We start from the raw sequence: 14,902 nt of genomic DNA, 5'->3' as shown, positions 1-14,902 counted from the left end.
CACGCTTGCGTAAGCAAGACCACTGGAGTGAGGGGCTTATCTTGCTTACGGTACGTGATATTATAGGTTTGCACTCCACGTGAGGCATGGACAGCCCAATCTTTGTGCGCATTACACGCCTCTAGCCCCAATATGGAGTGCGGAATAAGTTATATCGTATTGGGTATTATCCCATACTTACATATTACTATGGATTTAGGGTCGAAAACTGCAAACTTACTGCAAACTTACACCCATCCAATTATGTGCCCTATTTCTTCTAACACTTTTTTTCGGTAATAATGACATGTTCTTTCACTCACATTTATCATGTCAGCAACTTGAATTGCAGAATAATTTTTTCCGCTCCAATATTTAACCCTCACAAATTTCATTTGATTTTTATCTAACCCGTTATATACCCTTTCGATCGCATCAGCTATCTCTTCATAATTTCTAAGTTTACGATCTTCAACAAGACGGGTTGCAATTCGCTCTGTTTGTCGCGAAATTGCTCGTACGCTGTTTACCCCCTTCCCTTGGTTTTCATCTACATATTCTTGATAAGGGTAAAGCAATTCCATTCTGCGCTTTTCTATTTCTTTCACGATATGAGGGTATTGGTATAACTCAGCCTCCACATGTTTTAACCTTGAATTATAAGCTTTTCTTTCTGCGATTGCTGTCATTAAGAACCCCCCTATTATTCGTTGATACGTGCATCTTTAGCCATCTTCTTTAGTAACCAATACGATTGTTCACTCTTATGCTCTTCCGCATGACAAGCGGCGCACAGAAGCACAATGTTACTCTCTACATGAAGTCCACCTTTTGAAAATCGTTCTTTATGATGAAAATGCAATCTGTTTTCACTAAAACATTTAGTGCACTTGTTACGATCACGCTTCCTAACTTCGTTTTTTATAAATTCTGGTATAGTGCGTTCTGCTTCAAACCCTTTTGTTCTCCTGCCTAGGTACATTCTTAATCGATGTATTTCATTTTTCGTGATCATGAGATCACTTATATATCTATCCGCAATCCAATTTGGCACTTTTTTACGACGCTCGTATCTCTTAAGTTCGTCCGCAAATATTCCAATCCGATGACTCATTTTGTTAGTGTTATAGCCTCGTAACATTCGAAACCCTTGTATCTCTGCCCCGGTGTATTCTAGTTCATCTGGTTGTCTCTGATTTTGTGCAGCTTTATAGTTAGTGAGTGTCTGCCGTTCTTCATGAACTATAGCAACCCCTTTATTCTCAGTGACGTAATCCCAATATTCTTGAATACTGATGTTATAATGGCCTAAGAAGTCTGTTAGGGAGATTGAGCCTTTTGGGTTGCGTCTCATGCTTCTAAATTCTTCTACAGTCAGCTCTTCAAATGGTTTTTCTATGAAATCGACTTTACTCATGCACTCTCCCCTTTTCTTAACCGGTTTCGTTCTGCCACCTCAATATGCTTTGTAACAGGCTTGCTTCGGTTCGTGTGTTGTTCATGCTGTCTAGCCCTGCCTTATACATTTCTCTAGCTATATCACGCTTAAAACGAAGTTCTGCTATGTCTTTTTGCCCCTTTGCTAATTCAAGAATGAGTGTAGCCGGGTACTTTCGATCATCTTTTAACCTCAAGATCTCCTGCCTTAACGCAATCTTGTATGCTTTTTCCGTTTCTGCTTTATCTTTCGCTAGATTAAAGATCTTTTTACTGGTCACATCTAGCCTCTGCTGCACCTCTCGCATTGACTGGATGACGCTTTGTAAATCACTCATATAAAGCTGCTAAGGTTTTATACCGATCATCCTGCTCCATCCACCAAAGAACATCCCAAGCCTCTAATAAAATTCGGTATGATTCCGGTAATGAAATTGGATTAGTTGATGCATACCCTTCAGCAAGAAGTCTTAACTGTTTAATATAGCGGTTGTCTATTCCTCTTATCGAAAGATCATACTCAAAACTATTCATTTCCTCACCCAACCCTTTTTATTGTTCTTCTGCCAGACAACCAACTCTATGCCCATTACGCTCTCAAACATCTTCTTAACGAGTGGAAAGCGTTCATTTGCGTATCCTTTTACGTCAATGACTTCCTCTTTGCCATCTTTATAAGTCACTTTGAAATCTGCAGTATACTTCCATGGCTGGCGCATCCTCTTACCTGTGCCGCTACACAACGTGCATTTGTTCATTCTGAGCGTTTTTTTATTCTCGACCTTCCCATTACCCTCACATCGGTAACACGGCACAGAAAAGGCGCTCAAGAGCGTGTACTGCGGTTGTAATTCAATTGCTTTTACGTTCTCGTCTGACCTTAGCAGGAGATAGAACTCACCTTCTGCCTTGGAGTCGAATTCATTTCCGTAGTAGCTTGTCTTTCTGCTTTTTATCTTTGCCATTGCGCCGCTCCTCTCTTCCCATTAGAGCAAGAGCAATGGAACAATATACAATCACTGCTGCTAGTAATATAAATGAGCTAATAAATATCTTTGGTAAATGGATCACACTTCTTGCTCCTCTCCGCATCCCTTACAGGTTCTTGTCCACTCGCTTTTCGCCACTCTCAGCTTGAATCTTCCATCACCACATTCACACCGTCCATGTCTCATTCTGACCTCCGGCTCAGGAGCAGGACCCTCTCTCTGCTCCCTTACCGCATCAGACCATTTAGGTTTCACCATTAATAGCCGTTTGCTTGCCGTTCGTGGTTGATTTTGTTCTTGTCTAAGTAGGCTTGTTCGATCTCTTCCCATGTGAATCCAAGACTTTCTCCTATCACCAAGAAGATATTTAACATGCTTTTGAAATTTCCGACCGTATTGTAAGCACTAAAGTCACCGACCTTATCAAACATACGTAAGAAATAGTTGGTCACATTTTCTTGATCTTTTGCATCATCATGGTAGAAATAAATGTTATCCACTAATCCATTTAATTCAGGATCTATGACAGAATTCCCTATACTCAATACAAAGTGCAGGCAGTCTACATACTCTTCGAGGAGTGGATTATAAGGTGCTGGATATGCACCTAGTTTTAATTCTGGGTCACTGTATTTCATTCTCGGTGCAAAAGTTCTCGCCTTCTGATTCTCGCTCCAAAACTTAAACCCTCTCCACTCGTTGGCGCACTCTCCTAGCTCTACTAGAAGGGCTAGGATGCGTTCAGGCAAAAGATCTTTGCCTTGGAGTTCTTTCTTTTCAATGATTGCCTCGTCTAGTTCTTTTTGTATTTGAAACAGCTTTGTTAGATTCATAAGCGCCTCCTAAAATATAATGGTTACTGCCATTGCCGCTATTGCTACACATGTCACCAAGCTATATGTTCGTTTGTCTTCTTCGTGTTTTTCTCCGATTGTTCCGAGTCCAAATATTACGATCATGATTGCTAAAATGATTTGAAATGTAATTAACATTGTTTCATCTCCTGTCTATTCCACCTACGGCCGTATTTCTCTTCGACTTCTCTGCGGTAGTTGGAGTATTCATCTCTCATACGTTCATACTGCGACCGTTCATAACTGATACGACGATTCATATAATTTACAAAGTCGGGATCATTGCCGTTAAATAACTTCTCCGCTTCTCTAGCTAGTGATCGAATCATGCTATCTTTTAACACCTGTTCATCAATTAAAAGTTCCTGTTTGCGCGCTCTCTTTTTGCACCACCCATGCACATAAACTCCAATGCCCGGCGGTATCTCATCCTTTACCTTGTCAAAAAGCTCCTCGGTCATAACGTAATAGTTTAAGTGACCGACAAAAGTCTTTTTTGCTTTGCTTCTAAAATCCGCAACAGACACTTTAATTTCATAACAACGCCAAACACCTTTTGTGTCGTAAGTCATGTAATCCACGCGCTCTTTGCCAAACCAGCCAATTGTTACCTCGAAGCCACCAAAAGTCCCTTGCTTGATAGTCGCTTTGTATATGGCCCTTTCAAGTTGAAGGGTTAATTCTGTCTTAGCCACAGCATTCACCCTTTCTTAAAATGGTAAATCATCCGAACTAATATCAATCGAACCGTCATTTGCAAACGGATCGTTGTCGTACTTACCGTTATTGTTATTCGTGTTATTGCCTCCACCTTGGCTATTCCTCGGCTCTAGGAACTGCACCGACTCTGCGACTACCTCAGTCACAAAAACCCTCTTCCCCTCGTTGTTGTCGTAGCTGCGCGTCTGTATTCTGCCATCCACACCCGCTAGGCTTCCTTTCTTGAGGAAGTTAGCAACGTTCTCTGCTGGTTTGCGCCATATAACACAGTTGATAAAATCTGCTCCTCTTTCTCCTTGTTGATTAGAAAATGGTCGATTTACGGCAATTGTAAAGTTCGCTACAGCCGTTCCATTAGCCAAAAATTTAAGCTCAGGATCGCGCGTAAGGCGACCAACTAAAATTACTCTATTGAGCATTGTTATTATCCTCCTTTAAATTTAGATAGCTTATTTTGTTATAAACAGACCTTCTTGAAATCCCTAAAAGACGCGAAATTTCTGTCGGTTTCTTGCCCATGAGAAAGAATTGCTTTAACTGTTCATCCACATCTTTATAGAAAGGGTGATCTTTCCGATCCTTATATCGTTGCCTTGCTTTTTTGGATATCTTTTTTCTTGTCTCTTCGGATCTTTTCAATCCTGTATGATGCATAACTGTATGATCCGTATGATTCATCACTTCTAGGTTAGTCAGTCGATTATCGTGCTTAATTTCGTTCAAGTGGTGTACAACTTCATCACTTTTTAAATAACGCCCTAAATGATGTTCCATTATAACCCTGTGTTCCATAACATAGCCTGATACATCACCATTTGGATGGGTTTTAATTAACAGTACAACGTAACCCATTCTGGTTCTTTTTCTTCCAGTTATGTCGTGGATGTCTTTCCCGATAGTAATGGAGTAAAAGGTCTGCTTTTCAATAGGCAAACCCATCTATACTCGCTCCTTTATGATTAACAGAGCTTTTTGCTCGTCGTCTGCGATCTCGTCATGTCCGTCTGTAAGTACTTTTACCGCCACTGTTCCATTAGCCTGACGCGCCAACCTAGCTACTATGCTGATGCCTTTGTATATGTCTGCTGTGTTGTCGCCGTTATGTTGTATCGTTAACATGTTCTTCATTGCCTCCTAATAGTGTTATTAGATCCATAGATTGCATGTACCTGACTTTCTCCGCGCAAACTCTCCCGTAACCGATCACTTGACTTTCTGGACTCATTAGCTTGCGCTGGCACCTTTTACAATGCGTATAAGGAGCTTCACTCATGGGTTACTCCCTCCCAATCGGACAGAGGCTTTCTCACCCTGCCCGGTATTTTGTCTTTCGCTACATTCCGTTCCGTCTCCCCTTCTGCGTACACTTGGATGACTAACAACTTTTCCTCGCCTTCACGGTGATAAGCCACCCACCTCATAAGGGCCTCCTCTATACAGGAATTAATTGACCGTATTTCTGTTCGATTTTGTCCAACCACTCACCAATCCATTTGGATAGCTCGTTTTCGTATTGTCTGAAGTAATAACTGTATTCTGCTGCATAAACCTCTGCGAGCGGACGCCTTGAGTAATGAAAATAAGGTATCGACTTGATTCGTTTGCCCCCATTTAAAACTACATTGCGAAGCATCGTGTCAAAGTAACAGGCTTTTAAAAACGATAACGGCTCCTCATGTATGATCTCTGCCCAATCCATGCCAATCTCAGGTTTATCGCAGTTAAAGGGGCAAAAGTAACAACGTGATCGCTTCTCTGGTAACTGGTTGTCTTGCAGGAACTTAATGCTATCCTGTGTTGTTAACCCCTGTTCTACAAGAGGATAAGCTAGGTAGATATATTTAAATTGCGGTGACTGTTGTAAGCTAATGCGATTAATCTCGTCGTATGAAAAACCAATGTCGATTACAAATGCAATGTTGTCTGGCATTTTTTGTTTTGTTGTGCGATTTAACCGCCCTAACACCGCTCTGCGTACAGCTTGCTTTACTGGGACGATCTTAAAGTCCACAGTGCATTGCCTCGGCATAATCCCTGCCTTTACTTCTTGACCATTCTCGTCGATCGTGTTGCAATAAACCGGCATCTGAAAGCGCTGATAGTCCGTTAGGATATAACGGTGCAGCATTTCTTCTAGACCGCCCTCCATGCTGTTGTGAGTGGCGATAATAAACGGTGTACGATTGTTAAATTGCTTTTGACGATCCTGCCACCACGCAACTTGTTCATGTATAAATTGCGGTTCCGCTCCCGTATCTGCAAAAACGATAAAGTCGTAATGGATCTTACCTTGCAGGTGATCTTCTAGGAGGTGAGCAGATTGGGTACCTCCACCAAATGACAAGACTCTGTAGATGTTTTGTTTACCGTTATTACGCAAATCATTTATAAGATCGTCTTTTGATTTAAAGACGCCATTGATATACTTTTTGTGCTGCGTGTAGTCGTTCGGCTGTTCAAATAGTTTAAGTTGATCCATCGGGATCTCCTTTCTCACAGAGCCTTTAGATCCTCACTATCCATGTAGTAATAAGGTCCGTACATAAATTCAAACTCTGATTGCCAATGTTTTAGCCTTGCTTGGCTTAACTCAGCGTGCATTTGCATATGACAGTCGTTGCAGAGAAGCAGACCGTTTGTGAATACACCTCGACCGCTCCCGCTACCCTTTGGTTTTACGTGGTGAATGTGATCACCTATCCCATTGCACTCTTGGCATGTGTTTTCAAAGTGCTCTTTGATCTGCTGGCGTATGGTCTCCGAGAACTTGCCTCTGTTCACTCGTTGCCTTGTCCGCCTCTTATGCTTTGGTTTAGCGACTGCCCTCACTGGTTGTTGCGATAGGTCTTGCATCGTTACACCTCCGCGTAATATTGTTTTGCCATCGGTCTTATTTTCAATCTAAAGCGTTGATTAACCATCTGAGGTGTAGAACTATACTTCTTAGCTATTTCTTTTTGCTTATAACCAAGCAACTTGGCTTTTACTATCTCTTGGTCTTTACCATCAAGAGTTGAAAGGAAGTCTCTTACAAACACCATCCCGAAATCACTTTCTTTTCCCAAGAGCTCACCTAGCTCATTATCCTCACTGACTTGCTTTTCCATTGACCATTTAGTTTGATTATTGGCAACAATCAATAAACTAATTGCTCGTTTTTCGGGTATGTTCAACCTTTCAGATACTTCTTTCTCATTCAATTCACGCCAATTTATTTCGGCTTTTAATCGCGGAATTAATTCAAGCAAATGTTTTGGTACACCCAATCGAACAACATCTTTATTGATCTCAAACACCATGTCACGCTTGATGATTATATAAGCGTAACTGGAGAACTTAACGTTTCGGTCATCCTTGAATGTTGTAGCTGCCTTAATGAGCGCAACCACTCCAATGTTTACTAAGTCCTCATAATCAAAGGTTGTAAGCTTTAGCGATGACTTGATCCTATTAGCTATTGAATAAATGAGCTTCATATTTTCGTTAACTAAAATCTTTTGTTCCTCTGTCAAAATGTAACCCCCATTTCTTTAGCGACCTCGTAAAAGCGTCTTTTGTATTTTGGATCGATTAGCGAATCTAATTTATCTGCACTATCAGACCAATCAACCGCTTTTTTATAAATTAGCACCTGAATGCATTTCATTAGCTCTTCGTACTGTTCAAGCGCCGCTTCGTTAAACAGCTCTCGGACGGTCATCTTCATACCTCCGATCTAAGTTGACGAATAAGTTATATTCTTTAACAAAAGCCAGTTCCACCGTTCCGACTGGACCTTCTCTTTGTTTACCTATGATAATTTCAATCGTATTTTTGTTTTCCGATTCCTTATCGTAATAGTCATCGCGGTACAGGAATGCTATTAAGTCAGCGTCTTGTTCAATTGCGCCTGATTCACGTATGTCGGACAACATCGGTCTTTTATCTTGTCTAGACTCAACGCCCCTTGATAACTGAGACAATGCAATAACCGGTATTCCTAAATCTCTAGCCATTGTTTTTAGCGCCCTCGACATTTCACTTACTTCCTCTTGTCGGTTGCCTCGCTTCGCTATCGGCTTGAGTAATTGCAGATAATCAATCATGACAAAATGCTTTTTATCTGGGTACTTACGCATAAGTTTTCTTGTTCGAGCGTAGATTTGCGGAATTGTCACCGAAGAATTATCGCCAATGTACATATCAAGTTCACTTATTTCAGACATGCCATTGTTGAATTTCTTCCAATCGTTTTCGCTAAAGAGTCGGTGTGGATCACGCATTTTTTGACTGTCAATATGAGCATTCGCCGACCACATACGCTTTAGAAAGCTTTTCTTACTCATTTCTAGTGAATATAAGTGACCGAACGCACCTTGCTTCATATGGCCCATCGCTACATTTAGAGCAAATGCCGTCTTACCAACGGAGGGCCTAGCCGCAACAATAATTAACTGCCCCTCATCATGACCGTTTGTCATTCTGTCGTACTCTACGAACCCGGTTGGCAATCCCTTTTGAACTACACCATCGTAAGCCTCATCGTATATAGCCATAAGCTCGGTTCTAGTATCAAATTCATCTGATTGAATCCCAGCTTGCTCTAAGCTTGATAATTGGCTTATTAACTCACTCAAGCCCTCTTCTGTACCAGTATCATTCGTTGCTTGTAGGTATTCTTGTGTTTTCAACCTAGCTTCTTTACGCTTCCAAGCTCGTATAATCGTATTTTCATAGTGTTTGTAGGACTCAGTTGTCAAAAGTGAATCAACCGCTTCTTTTAAATTGACCTGTCCCATTGCCGTTCCTAACTTCATGTGTAATGCAGCCATATCAATCAAGCTATCATCAGCATCTAGCTCCCTCATTGCTTTAAAAACAGGCGCATGATGCGGAGAAAACTGTTCTGGCGATAGTTCAATTTCTTTAATGACCGTGTTGTCGGCTAGCACACAGGCTAGCAACATTTGTTCAGCTATAACGTTTTGGTGGTCCACTAGCCTCTGCCTCCCATTGATCCATTTTGGTTAGATAACCTTTGTTATGCTCGCTCCGTTCGACTTCTCGCAATTCATGAAGTGATGGCGGAAAAGGAGAACGTTCAATGTGCTTGTCCAATTTATGCAGCGTTCTCTTAAAATCTTGGCTTTCTAGATGACGAAACCAAAGTTCAACGGTCTTTTCGTTCAATTTTAATTTACCGGGATAAGCAGCATCGACTTGCTCAAGCAGTTGAACTAATTCAAGTCTTTTCATATCCCCTCATCCTTTTCAGCAGCGTATCGGTATAGATCTTCAAAAGCAGATTTGGTTGCTCCATTGTTAGCAATAACATCTTTCTCGTTTAGGTAAGATTCAAAGTTACTTGCAGCGAATAAAGTAATCGGTCTTAGATAGTTGTCCATCTTAGGATCGTTCTTCCACTGTTTGGTTTTACGTTCAATGACGGTTTTAAAATCTTCTAGAGAATAACCTTCTTCAATCAGCGTTTTGATTAAGCTATTTGTTTTCTTAGAACCGGGTGAAAAGTTTTTGTCGGCAACGGTGTTGAGATGGTTTATAATCTCAACGACATTCTCTTTATTAGTTATTAGTTCTCTATGATTAGTTCTTAGTTCTTCCCCATGGTCTATGGATAGGGTATCGGTAGGGTATCCATACCGTTCTAATTGCTCGACATATAACTCGGCAAACGGTTGATGCTTAACGCTTTCTAGCTCTTTCTTTAGTAACTTAATCACTTTCGGGCTATTGATGAAGTTGTACTTTGCCCAATTGAGCAAGACAATCTCTTTTGTCGGGTTGTTGTAGAGTACCTTACCGTAATCGACAAATCGATCGACTAATTTTTGAACCGTTTCTCGGTTGTAACCCGTCTCCGTTTCGATAATCCTTAATGGTAATTCGTATATTCCACATTGTGTCGTTTTACTGTTTGTCATGAGATATAGGTAGAAGAATTTTTCTTCTGGTGTTAGGTCAAGAACAAAACCATCTTGCCAGAAATCAATTCTTACGTTTCTGTATTTAGCCATTTGTAACTCCCCTTAAAAAATAGTTGCTATTTGCTAAAAAGTTGTACTAACAGCAAGCCTTTTATGGTATACTGTTAGTACCTAATATTTGTTCGTGTTATTTCTAAGTCACTGGGCCAACAGTGGCTTTTTTGTTTGTCCAATTTTCTTAGACAGCCAATCAACACCCTTTGCCGTAACATATGTTTGCGGCTTATTTATCGTTTCGTCACCAATAACTACAGATGTTTCCTTTACGACAAAGTAACCTTGATCGATGTATCTTTGATACGGTGTGTTGTTAGGCATTAGTATTTTCATGCTTCTCAACTTTGCGAATAAAGTGTTTCTACCTAACCCGAGCACCTTTGCAACCTCTGCCATCTTTTGATTGTTAGAAGCGCTTATAAAGCGATCATGAGCCTCGATCTTTGGTTGATCCTCTTCAATTTTCTTTTGAAGATTAGCGGCTAACATTAAAGCCTCTGAAAATGATTGTGGTAATTGAACGCTGTAAGAACCGGTTTCTCGAATGCTTGGTAAAACTTCTTCCGCGATCCAATCACTGAACTTTTCCGCTTCCTCTTTTCGAGACTTGAAGATTAGCTTGTATAGTCCTGCTTCGTTAACGGCAATGGCGTTCGTTTTATAATTTGTACCGCTATAACTTAAAGTTAGAGTGGTTTTAAACTTGTTATTAAGCGTCATTACAGCTTTCGATACGTTTGTAATACCTAAGATTTCACAAACATCTTTTGCAACGAACCATGGCTTGCCATCTTGTACAACTGTTCGAATTTCGGAAGATTCATAACTAAATACTTTCATCAAGTCGTTCATTTGATCTCTCCTCTACTGTTTGTTATCTGAAAACCACTTAGTCGTTTTACCGATGAAAGCAGTCTCCAGATCTGTATTCATGAACATTTACTCTTCTTCGGAAATCCATCGTTTGTTCCGTCAGATCCTTCATACACGTATATGAAGTCACCTAGCTTACATCCGAAAAATTCACATAAAGGAACGATTAAGTCTGGATCAATTTTGTTCTGGGAGTAGTTGTTAAACTTGATTAGCTTTGTATAATTCAACCCAGTTATTTGACTTAATTCTTTTATGGACCTGACTCTTTTCCGAGCCATATGCTCACGAAGGTTATGCCGAAGTTTCATTGTTTCACCTCACTTTGCTACCTTCATTTATAATTTTACTACAAAGGTGTTAAAATAACAATATTGCGATTATGGGTCTTTGTTACTAATTTTTACACCTTTATAATAAAAAGTTGTATAAAAGTTGTCATTTAGAGTATAATCGTAGTAAATAACAACAGCTTAAGGAGTGTCTCATAATGGGAATGAAAAACCGCCTTAGAATCTTGATGGCCGAGAAAGGAATAAACAGTGTTTCTGAACTTCATCGTTTGATACAAGAGCAAGGCTACACCATGAGCAGAAGAACATTAGACAAGTTCGTTAGAAACGAAAATAATAGAATCGATTACGATACAATCGTTGCTATTATCAAAGTGCTTGAATGTTCATTTGATGACCTTTTTATAATTACTGATGAAGAAGAAGAACAAAACTAATCCAGTCGCACATGTCAATTGCATATTAACTGGAAGGGAGGGGCGCGCACGGTAATGTGATCAGCTCCTTTTTATTTTGATCTTATGTATGTTCGTGATGAGTTTAGTACGTATGTTCGGTTTTGAAACGCGTTGAAAGGAGAGTTTGACTCCCCTTATGTCTTTTGAACCTTACCTAATGCCTGTCTCCCTACAGTAATCGCAGATACTATAGCAATCGTTGCGTTTAAAATGATAGCTTATTTACTTTAAACACTCTTTTGTTTTTCCTACGGATCTCGTATTCACTGGGATCAAAGCAAATATGAACATCGGATTCATCCGCTAAACTCTTATTCCAAACTTGAATTTCAATCCCTGATTTAAGTCTGTTAATGTTTTTAAAATCCGTATAAAAATGTAATTGCATGCTTTATCCCTCCCAAGTGTGATACTCCCCACAGAGGGGAGCGTTAATCTGCATCAAATTCTTTTAACACAGCAATGTTATGCCAGACTACCTTCATAACTTCACTAGATGATCCAATTACTTGATGCGCTTTGGAATTACAGGTCTTGCATATAAACCAATTAAAATTTCTAATACTGTCGGTATGCTCCATTTCATTTGAGCACTTGTAACAGATCATCCCTCTTCCTCCTATACAGTAGTAGCCTTACTCGTAATCCGCTAAATTCCTGTAAACGCCGTTCTCTTCATAACCGAACCACATGTAGCATTCACTCATGAACCACTCTTGCATATCTTTTTTAATTTGCTCCAGAGTTGGCTCTGTACTGTATGTCTGTACCTTCTCTACTTTGGTGCCATCTACTTCAAAATTAAATTTAACTTCATGCATCCGTTTCCCCTCCTATAGCTTCTCGCAAAATACGTGAGCCACGAACGTGTCATTATCAAACATTACAGTTCCTATAAAATCCATATAACTTGCTGTATCAAGTAATGGATTCCCTGTCGTTCCGATTACGACTGTATAATCATCCATTTCTTTTACTTCTGGATCGACTATAGCCCATAGAACTAACTGATCTTTCTGATTGGCAACTGATAAAACTTTTGCCCCTTCTGGCAATTCCAAATTTTGTGTAAGAACCAATTTCAAGTTATATTTAAATATTGATTTCAAACGTTTTCCCTCCTATATAGGCAGTATCATCGTTCTATAAGTACGCAATCCTCTTCAAGTACTCTAAATACTTCGGTTTCATCTACTCCGCAACATATTACATTAAGCACTTTTTTTATCTCGTCATGATTGACTGGTTTGCCACTAATTTCAATTGGCGTTTCAACCCACGTATTAGATTCAAGAGCACCTATTACTTTGTGCACATACCATTCGTTCGCTACTCCGTATCTTTGCTGTTCGATCTTTACGTAATCACCAAAATCAATATCATTTGTTTTTCGATTACCTTTAAATGCTGACATGCTTATCCTCCTAGTGGCAGTAGCCTAATTGTTTATTCCTAAAAACTCACGTAATTCCGTTTGACTCTTACCAGTTGGATAAGCAGTTGTAGCGCTCATTTTTACAAGTGTCGATACAGCTTCATAATGTTCCTGTTCCATAGCTAACAAGTGAACTTCTCCATTGATTTCTAATACCGCTGTCACCTGTGAATCTTTTAAGTTTGTCGTCATAAGATCCTCCTAATAGCCTAATTGTTTAGTAACTCCGATTCCCTTTGCTTATTTAATAATCCGGTCGTAAATATGATGTGCATCATAAAACCAATGTGTTTCATGGCCCGTCTTCTCGCACTTTAAAACAGCGGTCACTTTATGAGGTTTTGATCCAGCAATAAGGTAACCTTTGTACGTGCCCCACTCATATGGTTTGCCGACAATTTTCTTTGCCATTTCAACCTCTGTATCTCTCAAATCATTTCTTAATCGTTGATGATAAGCTAATATTTTTACAGCCTCTGCAAGATCATCTATACGATCATTTAAGGCGACCATGTTTAATCCTCCTTATCGCTGTTTGGTCATACTGCGAATTACCATCCGTATTCTTCTGGATTAATAATTCCGAGTTCAATGTCACTAACACATTCCTCGCATATGCCAGTTTCTCGTTCTAATTCACGTTCGCAAATTTCACAATAAATTACAGCCATTTAAATTCCTCCCCTACAGTTTATGGATACTACTTGTTCTTTGAAATCAATCGTAAATCTGTTGGTCTAATAGTTTCACGGACAACCTTATCTACTTGGTGGTCGCCTACGTATTGCTTGTGTTCATCCGTCACATTTACAAACCCGATATACAAACGGTTGATAAAATCCTGCTGCTCTTCCATCCGCTCTAACATGCCGCTAATGTATACGGCTTGATCGACATTCTCTTGCATGGCGTGCTTTGCTAGATCGCTGTTGCTCCAATCAGAAGGCGTAAAGGGTTTAGGGTACTTATGACACCCCTTCTCTATTTGTTCTCTACGAACGGCTTCTCTGTACTCATGCGCCTCTTTATAAAATGGATGTTCCAAGTGCTGTTTAAGATCCACGTTTATCCCCCATCTGCTTTAAAGCATTGCGTATGTCGTTGTGTAGGCTGTCAGGTATGTGTGACAGCCATTCTTGTAAAGCCTGTTGTGTATCGCTCATATGCTTAACCACCCAATGGCTAAAATCGCTCCTAGCCCTATGCAAATGATTCTATCTACCAACAACTGAGCGTTTGTGATTTCCTTTGATTTAGCACTCATTTGATCACCTCAAGACTAAATTTGTCAGGGCGTGGCGTTACTTCTACACCGGGTATCTGTTCGCCGTTCTCGTCGATCAGTACACCGTTTATAACCTTGGCCGCTTTCTTAATAGCTGACCAGTCAGTCGATTCTTTCACCTTGACCATTTCGTTAGCTTTGGCATATTTAAAGAGCATGTCCTCGTCTTTCGTAAATTCAGGCTGTTGTTTAACCATTTTCAGCTTCACATTCGGTAGTTCAATGGATTTCTTTTTCAGCCCACCTTCCAATTGCTCTCGAAGGAAAAACTCTAATCGATGCGTGTAAAATTGCTCGGATTCCAGATAAGGTCTTTTAGCCTCTTCTGCCCACTCTTTCAAGCGATTCTCCTTGTTTTTGAGAGCTTCCAATTGACTGTCGAGCATATCTTGAATCTCTTGTTGCTTACCTTTGTGGTACATGATGCGAGCGTCAGCTACCAATGCATCCTCCATATTTGATACGGTAAAGTCCTCAGCCTGCTCACCATCGTTTAAAATTGCTTCAACCTGCTTCTGTAATTCAGTCATATTAATTCCTCCATTATTTGAAAAGTGTGTTATAATTGGACTAACCTTTTTATGTTAGAGCGCTTTCG

General features: G+C 40.1%; 31 protein-coding genes. 1 reads left to right on the top strand and 30 read right to left on the bottom strand.

The window, feature by feature from the left end:
- Positions 1-227: 227 nt before the first annotated feature.
- The 23 genes from FPV17_RS06315 to FPV17_RS22495 all read right to left on the bottom strand — a co-directional run bounded on the left by FPV17_RS06315 (position 228) and on the right by FPV17_RS22495 (position 11,144).
- Positions 228-668: a DUF722 domain-containing protein gene (locus FPV17_RS06315; RefSeq protein WP_144558517.1), complete on the bottom strand. Its 441-nt coding sequence runs from the start codon at positions 666-668 to the stop codon at positions 228-230.
- A gap of 14 nt (positions 669-682) precedes the next feature.
- Positions 683-1,396, bottom strand: coding sequence for an HNH endonuclease (locus FPV17_RS06310; protein WP_144558516.1), 714 nt, complete (start codon positions 1,394-1,396; stop codon positions 683-685).
- 16 nt (positions 1,397-1,412) lie between these two features.
- Entirely contained in the window at positions 1,413-1,754 is a 342-nt protein-coding gene (locus FPV17_RS06305; protein ID WP_144558515.1) for a hypothetical protein, read from the bottom strand.
- A complete protein-coding gene (locus tag FPV17_RS06300) occupies positions 1,747-1,950 on the bottom strand; it encodes a hypothetical protein (RefSeq protein WP_144558514.1) in 204 nt (67 codons plus the stop codon). Before FPV17_RS06300 ends, FPV17_RS06305 begins: the two co-directional genes overlap by 8 nt.
- On the bottom strand, positions 1,947-2,381 hold the full coding sequence (locus tag FPV17_RS06295; protein ID WP_144558513.1) for a DUF1064 domain-containing protein: 435 nt from the start codon (positions 2,379-2,381) through the stop codon (positions 1,947-1,949). The genes FPV17_RS06300 and FPV17_RS06295 overlap by 4 nt, the downstream gene beginning before the upstream one ends.
- A gap of 102 nt (positions 2,382-2,483) precedes the next feature.
- Entirely contained in the window at positions 2,484-2,591 is a 108-nt protein-coding gene (locus FPV17_RS22625; protein ID WP_496196955.1) for a DUF8096 family protein, read from the bottom strand.
- A gap of 71 nt (positions 2,592-2,662) precedes the next feature.
- Positions 2,663-3,238: a dUTP diphosphatase gene (locus FPV17_RS06290; RefSeq protein ID WP_144558512.1), complete on the bottom strand. Its 576-nt coding sequence runs from the start codon at positions 3,236-3,238 to the stop codon at positions 2,663-2,665.
- A 9-nt stretch (positions 3,239-3,247) separates the two neighbouring features.
- Positions 3,248-3,397, bottom strand: coding sequence for a hypothetical protein (locus tag FPV17_RS21790; protein ID WP_186370640.1), 150 nt, complete (start codon positions 3,395-3,397; stop codon positions 3,248-3,250).
- Positions 3,391-3,954 (bottom strand): hypothetical protein, encoded by a 564-nt coding sequence (locus FPV17_RS06285; protein WP_186370641.1) that lies wholly within the window; start codon positions 3,952-3,954, stop codon positions 3,391-3,393. Before FPV17_RS06285 ends, FPV17_RS21790 begins: the two co-directional genes overlap by 7 nt.
- Before the next feature lie 15 nt (positions 3,955-3,969).
- Positions 3,970-4,398 carry a single-stranded DNA-binding protein gene (ssb, locus tag FPV17_RS06280; RefSeq protein WP_144558511.1) on the bottom strand — a complete coding sequence of 143 codons (429 nt, stop codon included), beginning with the start codon at positions 4,396-4,398 and terminating at the stop codon, positions 3,970-3,972.
- On the bottom strand, positions 4,388-4,918 hold the full coding sequence (locus tag FPV17_RS06275) for an HNH endonuclease (protein ID WP_144558510.1): 531 nt from the start codon (positions 4,916-4,918) through the stop codon (positions 4,388-4,390). The genes ssb and FPV17_RS06275 overlap by 11 nt, the downstream gene beginning before the upstream one ends.
- Entirely contained in the window at positions 4,919-5,098 is a 180-nt protein-coding gene (locus FPV17_RS06270) for a hypothetical protein (RefSeq protein WP_144558509.1), read from the bottom strand.
- The gene (locus FPV17_RS22500) at positions 5,079-5,252 is read right to left on the bottom strand and encodes a DUF6011 domain-containing protein (protein WP_367614629.1); all 174 of its coding nucleotides are present in this window, start codon (positions 5,250-5,252) and stop codon (positions 5,079-5,081) included. The genes FPV17_RS06270 and FPV17_RS22500 overlap by 20 nt, the downstream gene beginning before the upstream one ends.
- The gene (locus FPV17_RS21785; RefSeq protein WP_186370744.1) at positions 5,245-5,400 is read right to left on the bottom strand and encodes a hypothetical protein; all 156 of its coding nucleotides are present in this window, start codon (positions 5,398-5,400) and stop codon (positions 5,245-5,247) included. The genes FPV17_RS22500 and FPV17_RS21785 overlap by 8 nt, the downstream gene beginning before the upstream one ends.
- Positions 5,401-5,411: 11 nt before the next feature.
- The gene (locus FPV17_RS06265) at positions 5,412-6,458 is read right to left on the bottom strand and encodes a hypothetical protein (protein ID WP_246117144.1); all 1,047 of its coding nucleotides are present in this window, start codon (positions 6,456-6,458) and stop codon (positions 5,412-5,414) included.
- Positions 6,459-6,472: 14 nt separating this feature from the next.
- Positions 6,473-6,832 (bottom strand): HNH endonuclease signature motif containing protein, encoded by a 360-nt coding sequence (locus FPV17_RS06260; protein ID WP_144558508.1) that lies wholly within the window; start codon positions 6,830-6,832, stop codon positions 6,473-6,475.
- Positions 6,833-6,834: 2 nt separating this feature from the next.
- Entirely contained in the window at positions 6,835-7,491 is a 657-nt protein-coding gene (locus tag FPV17_RS06255) for a sigma-70 family RNA polymerase sigma factor (protein WP_144558507.1), read from the bottom strand.
- Positions 7,488-7,679 (bottom strand): hypothetical protein, encoded by a 192-nt coding sequence (locus FPV17_RS06250; RefSeq protein ID WP_144558506.1) that lies wholly within the window; start codon positions 7,677-7,679, stop codon positions 7,488-7,490. The genes FPV17_RS06255 and FPV17_RS06250 overlap by 4 nt, the downstream gene beginning before the upstream one ends.
- Positions 7,657-8,955 (bottom strand): replicative DNA helicase, encoded by a 1,299-nt coding sequence (locus FPV17_RS06245; protein WP_144558505.1) that lies wholly within the window; start codon positions 8,953-8,955, stop codon positions 7,657-7,659. Before FPV17_RS06245 ends, FPV17_RS06250 begins: the two co-directional genes overlap by 23 nt.
- A complete protein-coding gene (locus FPV17_RS06240) occupies positions 8,930-9,214 on the bottom strand; it encodes a replicative helicase loader/inhibitor (RefSeq protein WP_144558504.1) in 285 nt (94 codons plus the stop codon). The genes FPV17_RS06245 and FPV17_RS06240 overlap by 26 nt, the downstream gene beginning before the upstream one ends.
- A complete protein-coding gene (locus FPV17_RS06235; RefSeq protein ID WP_144558503.1) occupies positions 9,211-9,993 on the bottom strand; it encodes a conserved phage C-terminal domain-containing protein in 783 nt (260 codons plus the stop codon). The genes FPV17_RS06240 and FPV17_RS06235 overlap by 4 nt, the downstream gene beginning before the upstream one ends.
- 108 nt (positions 9,994-10,101) lie before the next feature.
- Positions 10,102-10,812: a phage antirepressor KilAC domain-containing protein gene (locus FPV17_RS06230; protein WP_144558502.1), complete on the bottom strand. Its 711-nt coding sequence runs from the start codon at positions 10,810-10,812 to the stop codon at positions 10,102-10,104.
- Between the two features lie 77 nt (positions 10,813-10,889).
- On the bottom strand, positions 10,890-11,144 hold the full coding sequence (locus tag FPV17_RS22495) for a helix-turn-helix domain-containing protein (RefSeq protein WP_144558501.1): 255 nt from the start codon (positions 11,142-11,144) through the stop codon (positions 10,890-10,892).
- Between the two features lie 179 nt (positions 11,145-11,323).
- Here FPV17_RS22495 and FPV17_RS06220 point away from each other — a divergent pair, with 179 nt between their 5' ends.
- Entirely contained in the window at positions 11,324-11,563 is a 240-nt protein-coding gene (locus tag FPV17_RS06220) for a helix-turn-helix domain-containing protein (protein ID WP_144558500.1), read from the top strand.
- A 656-nt stretch (positions 11,564-12,219) separates the two neighbouring features.
- Here the strand turns inward: FPV17_RS06220 and FPV17_RS06215 are convergent.
- From FPV17_RS06215 to FPV17_RS06185, 7 genes are all read right to left on the bottom strand, one after another.
- Entirely contained in the window at positions 12,220-12,405 is a 186-nt protein-coding gene (locus FPV17_RS06215) for a hypothetical protein (protein WP_144558499.1), read from the bottom strand.
- A 12-nt stretch (positions 12,406-12,417) separates the two neighbouring features.
- Complete coding sequence (locus FPV17_RS06210) at positions 12,418-12,693, bottom strand: DUF7352 domain-containing protein (RefSeq protein ID WP_144558498.1); 276 nt, start codon at positions 12,691-12,693, stop codon at positions 12,418-12,420.
- 26 nt (positions 12,694-12,719) lie between these two features.
- Positions 12,720-12,998, bottom strand: a complete 279-nt coding sequence (locus FPV17_RS06205; protein ID WP_144558497.1) for a hypothetical protein — start codon at positions 12,996-12,998, stop codon at positions 12,720-12,722.
- A gap of 24 nt (positions 12,999-13,022) precedes the next feature.
- Positions 13,023-13,211 (bottom strand): hypothetical protein, encoded by a 189-nt coding sequence (locus FPV17_RS06200; protein ID WP_144558496.1) that lies wholly within the window; start codon positions 13,209-13,211, stop codon positions 13,023-13,025.
- Positions 13,212-13,259: 48 nt separating this feature from the next.
- A complete protein-coding gene (locus FPV17_RS06195; protein ID WP_144558495.1) occupies positions 13,260-13,532 on the bottom strand; it encodes a hypothetical protein in 273 nt (90 codons plus the stop codon).
- Positions 13,533-13,719: 187 nt separating this feature from the next.
- Positions 13,720-14,082 carry a hypothetical protein gene (locus FPV17_RS06190; protein ID WP_144558494.1) on the bottom strand — a complete coding sequence of 121 codons (363 nt, stop codon included), beginning with the start codon at positions 14,080-14,082 and terminating at the stop codon, positions 13,720-13,722.
- A 197-nt stretch (positions 14,083-14,279) separates the two neighbouring features.
- On the bottom strand, positions 14,280-14,834 hold the full coding sequence (locus FPV17_RS06185; RefSeq protein WP_144558493.1) for a host-nuclease inhibitor Gam family protein: 555 nt from the start codon (positions 14,832-14,834) through the stop codon (positions 14,280-14,282).
- Positions 14,835-14,902: the final 68 nt, after the last annotated feature.

Source organism: Shouchella miscanthi (assembly GCF_007725405.1).
Classification (GTDB): Bacteria; Bacillota; Bacilli; order Bacillales; family Bacillaceae_D; genus Shouchella; species Shouchella hunanensis.
The sequence above is the reverse complement of the archived record's forward strand: the minus strand, read 5'-3'. Positions and strand labels throughout refer to the sequence as shown.

What these genes read in the sequence shown, in the direction of transcription:
- FPV17_RS06315 (WP_144558517.1), bottom strand. Translation starts at nt 668, where the DNA reads ATGACAGCAATCGCAGAAAGAAAAGCTTATAATTCAAGGTTAAAACAT.
- FPV17_RS06310 (WP_144558516.1), bottom strand. Translation starts at nt 1,396, where the DNA reads ATGAGTAAAGTCGATTTCATAGAAAAACCATTTGAAGAGCTGACTGTA.
- FPV17_RS06305 (WP_144558515.1), bottom strand. Translation starts at nt 1,754, where the DNA reads ATGAGTGATTTACAAAGCGTCATCCAGTCAATGCGAGAGGTGCAGCAG.
- FPV17_RS06300 (WP_144558514.1), bottom strand. Translation starts at nt 1,950, where the DNA reads ATGAATAGTTTTGAGTATGATCTTTCGATAAGAGGAATAGACAACCGC.
- FPV17_RS06295 (WP_144558513.1), bottom strand. Translation starts at nt 2,381, where the DNA reads ATGGCAAAGATAAAAAGCAGAAAGACAAGCTACTACGGAAATGAATTC.
- FPV17_RS22625 (WP_496196955.1), bottom strand. Translation starts at nt 2,591, where the DNA reads ATGAGACATGGACGGTGTGAATGTGGTGATGGAAGATTCAAGCTGAGA.
- FPV17_RS06290 (WP_144558512.1), bottom strand. Translation starts at nt 3,238, where the DNA reads ATGAATCTAACAAAGCTGTTTCAAATACAAAAAGAACTAGACGAGGCA.
- FPV17_RS21790 (WP_186370640.1), bottom strand. Translation starts at nt 3,397, where the DNA reads ATGTTAATTACATTTCAAATCATTTTAGCAATCATGATCGTAATATTT.
- ssb (WP_144558511.1), bottom strand. Translation starts at nt 4,398, where the DNA reads ATGCTCAATAGAGTAATTTTAGTTGGTCGCCTTACGCGCGATCCTGAG.
- FPV17_RS06275 (WP_144558510.1), bottom strand. Translation starts at nt 4,918, where the DNA reads ATGGGTTTGCCTATTGAAAAGCAGACCTTTTACTCCATTACTATCGGG.
- FPV17_RS06270 (WP_144558509.1), bottom strand. Translation starts at nt 5,098, where the DNA reads ATGTTAACGATACAACATAACGGCGACAACACAGCAGACATATACAAA.
- FPV17_RS22500 (WP_367614629.1), bottom strand. Translation starts at nt 5,252, where the DNA reads ATGAGTGAAGCTCCTTATACGCATTGTAAAAGGTGCCAGCGCAAGCTA.
- FPV17_RS21785 (WP_186370744.1), bottom strand. Translation starts at nt 5,400, where the DNA reads ATGAGGTGGGTGGCTTATCACCGTGAAGGCGAGGAAAAGTTGTTAGTC.
- FPV17_RS06265 (WP_246117144.1), bottom strand. Translation starts at nt 6,458, where the DNA reads ATGGATCAACTTAAACTATTTGAACAGCCGAACGACTACACGCAGCAC.
- FPV17_RS06260 (WP_144558508.1), bottom strand. Translation starts at nt 6,832, where the DNA reads ATGCAAGACCTATCGCAACAACCAGTGAGGGCAGTCGCTAAACCAAAG.
- FPV17_RS06250 (WP_144558506.1), bottom strand. Translation starts at nt 7,679, where the DNA reads ATGACCGTCCGAGAGCTGTTTAACGAAGCGGCGCTTGAACAGTACGAA.
- FPV17_RS06240 (WP_144558504.1), bottom strand. Translation starts at nt 9,214, where the DNA reads ATGAAAAGACTTGAATTAGTTCAACTGCTTGAGCAAGTCGATGCTGCT.
- FPV17_RS06235 (WP_144558503.1), bottom strand. Translation starts at nt 9,993, where the DNA reads ATGGCTAAATACAGAAACGTAAGAATTGATTTCTGGCAAGATGGTTTT.
- FPV17_RS06230 (WP_144558502.1), bottom strand. Translation starts at nt 10,812, where the DNA reads ATGAACGACTTGATGAAAGTATTTAGTTATGAATCTTCCGAAATTCGA.
- FPV17_RS22495 (WP_144558501.1), bottom strand. Translation starts at nt 11,144, where the DNA reads ATGAAACTTCGGCATAACCTTCGTGAGCATATGGCTCGGAAAAGAGTC.
- FPV17_RS06220 (WP_144558500.1), top strand. Translation starts at nt 11,324, where the DNA reads ATGGGAATGAAAAACCGCCTTAGAATCTTGATGGCCGAGAAAGGAATA.
- FPV17_RS06215 (WP_144558499.1), bottom strand. Translation starts at nt 12,405, where the DNA reads ATGCATGAAGTTAAATTTAATTTTGAAGTAGATGGCACCAAAGTAGAG.
- FPV17_RS06205 (WP_144558497.1), bottom strand. Translation starts at nt 12,998, where the DNA reads ATGTCAGCATTTAAAGGTAATCGAAAAACAAATGATATTGATTTTGGT.
- FPV17_RS06200 (WP_144558496.1), bottom strand. Translation starts at nt 13,211, where the DNA reads ATGACGACAAACTTAAAAGATTCACAGGTGACAGCGGTATTAGAAATC.
- FPV17_RS06195 (WP_144558495.1), bottom strand. Translation starts at nt 13,532, where the DNA reads ATGGTCGCCTTAAATGATCGTATAGATGATCTTGCAGAGGCTGTAAAA.
- FPV17_RS06185 (WP_144558493.1), bottom strand. Translation starts at nt 14,834, where the DNA reads ATGACTGAATTACAGAAGCAGGTTGAAGCAATTTTAAACGATGGTGAG.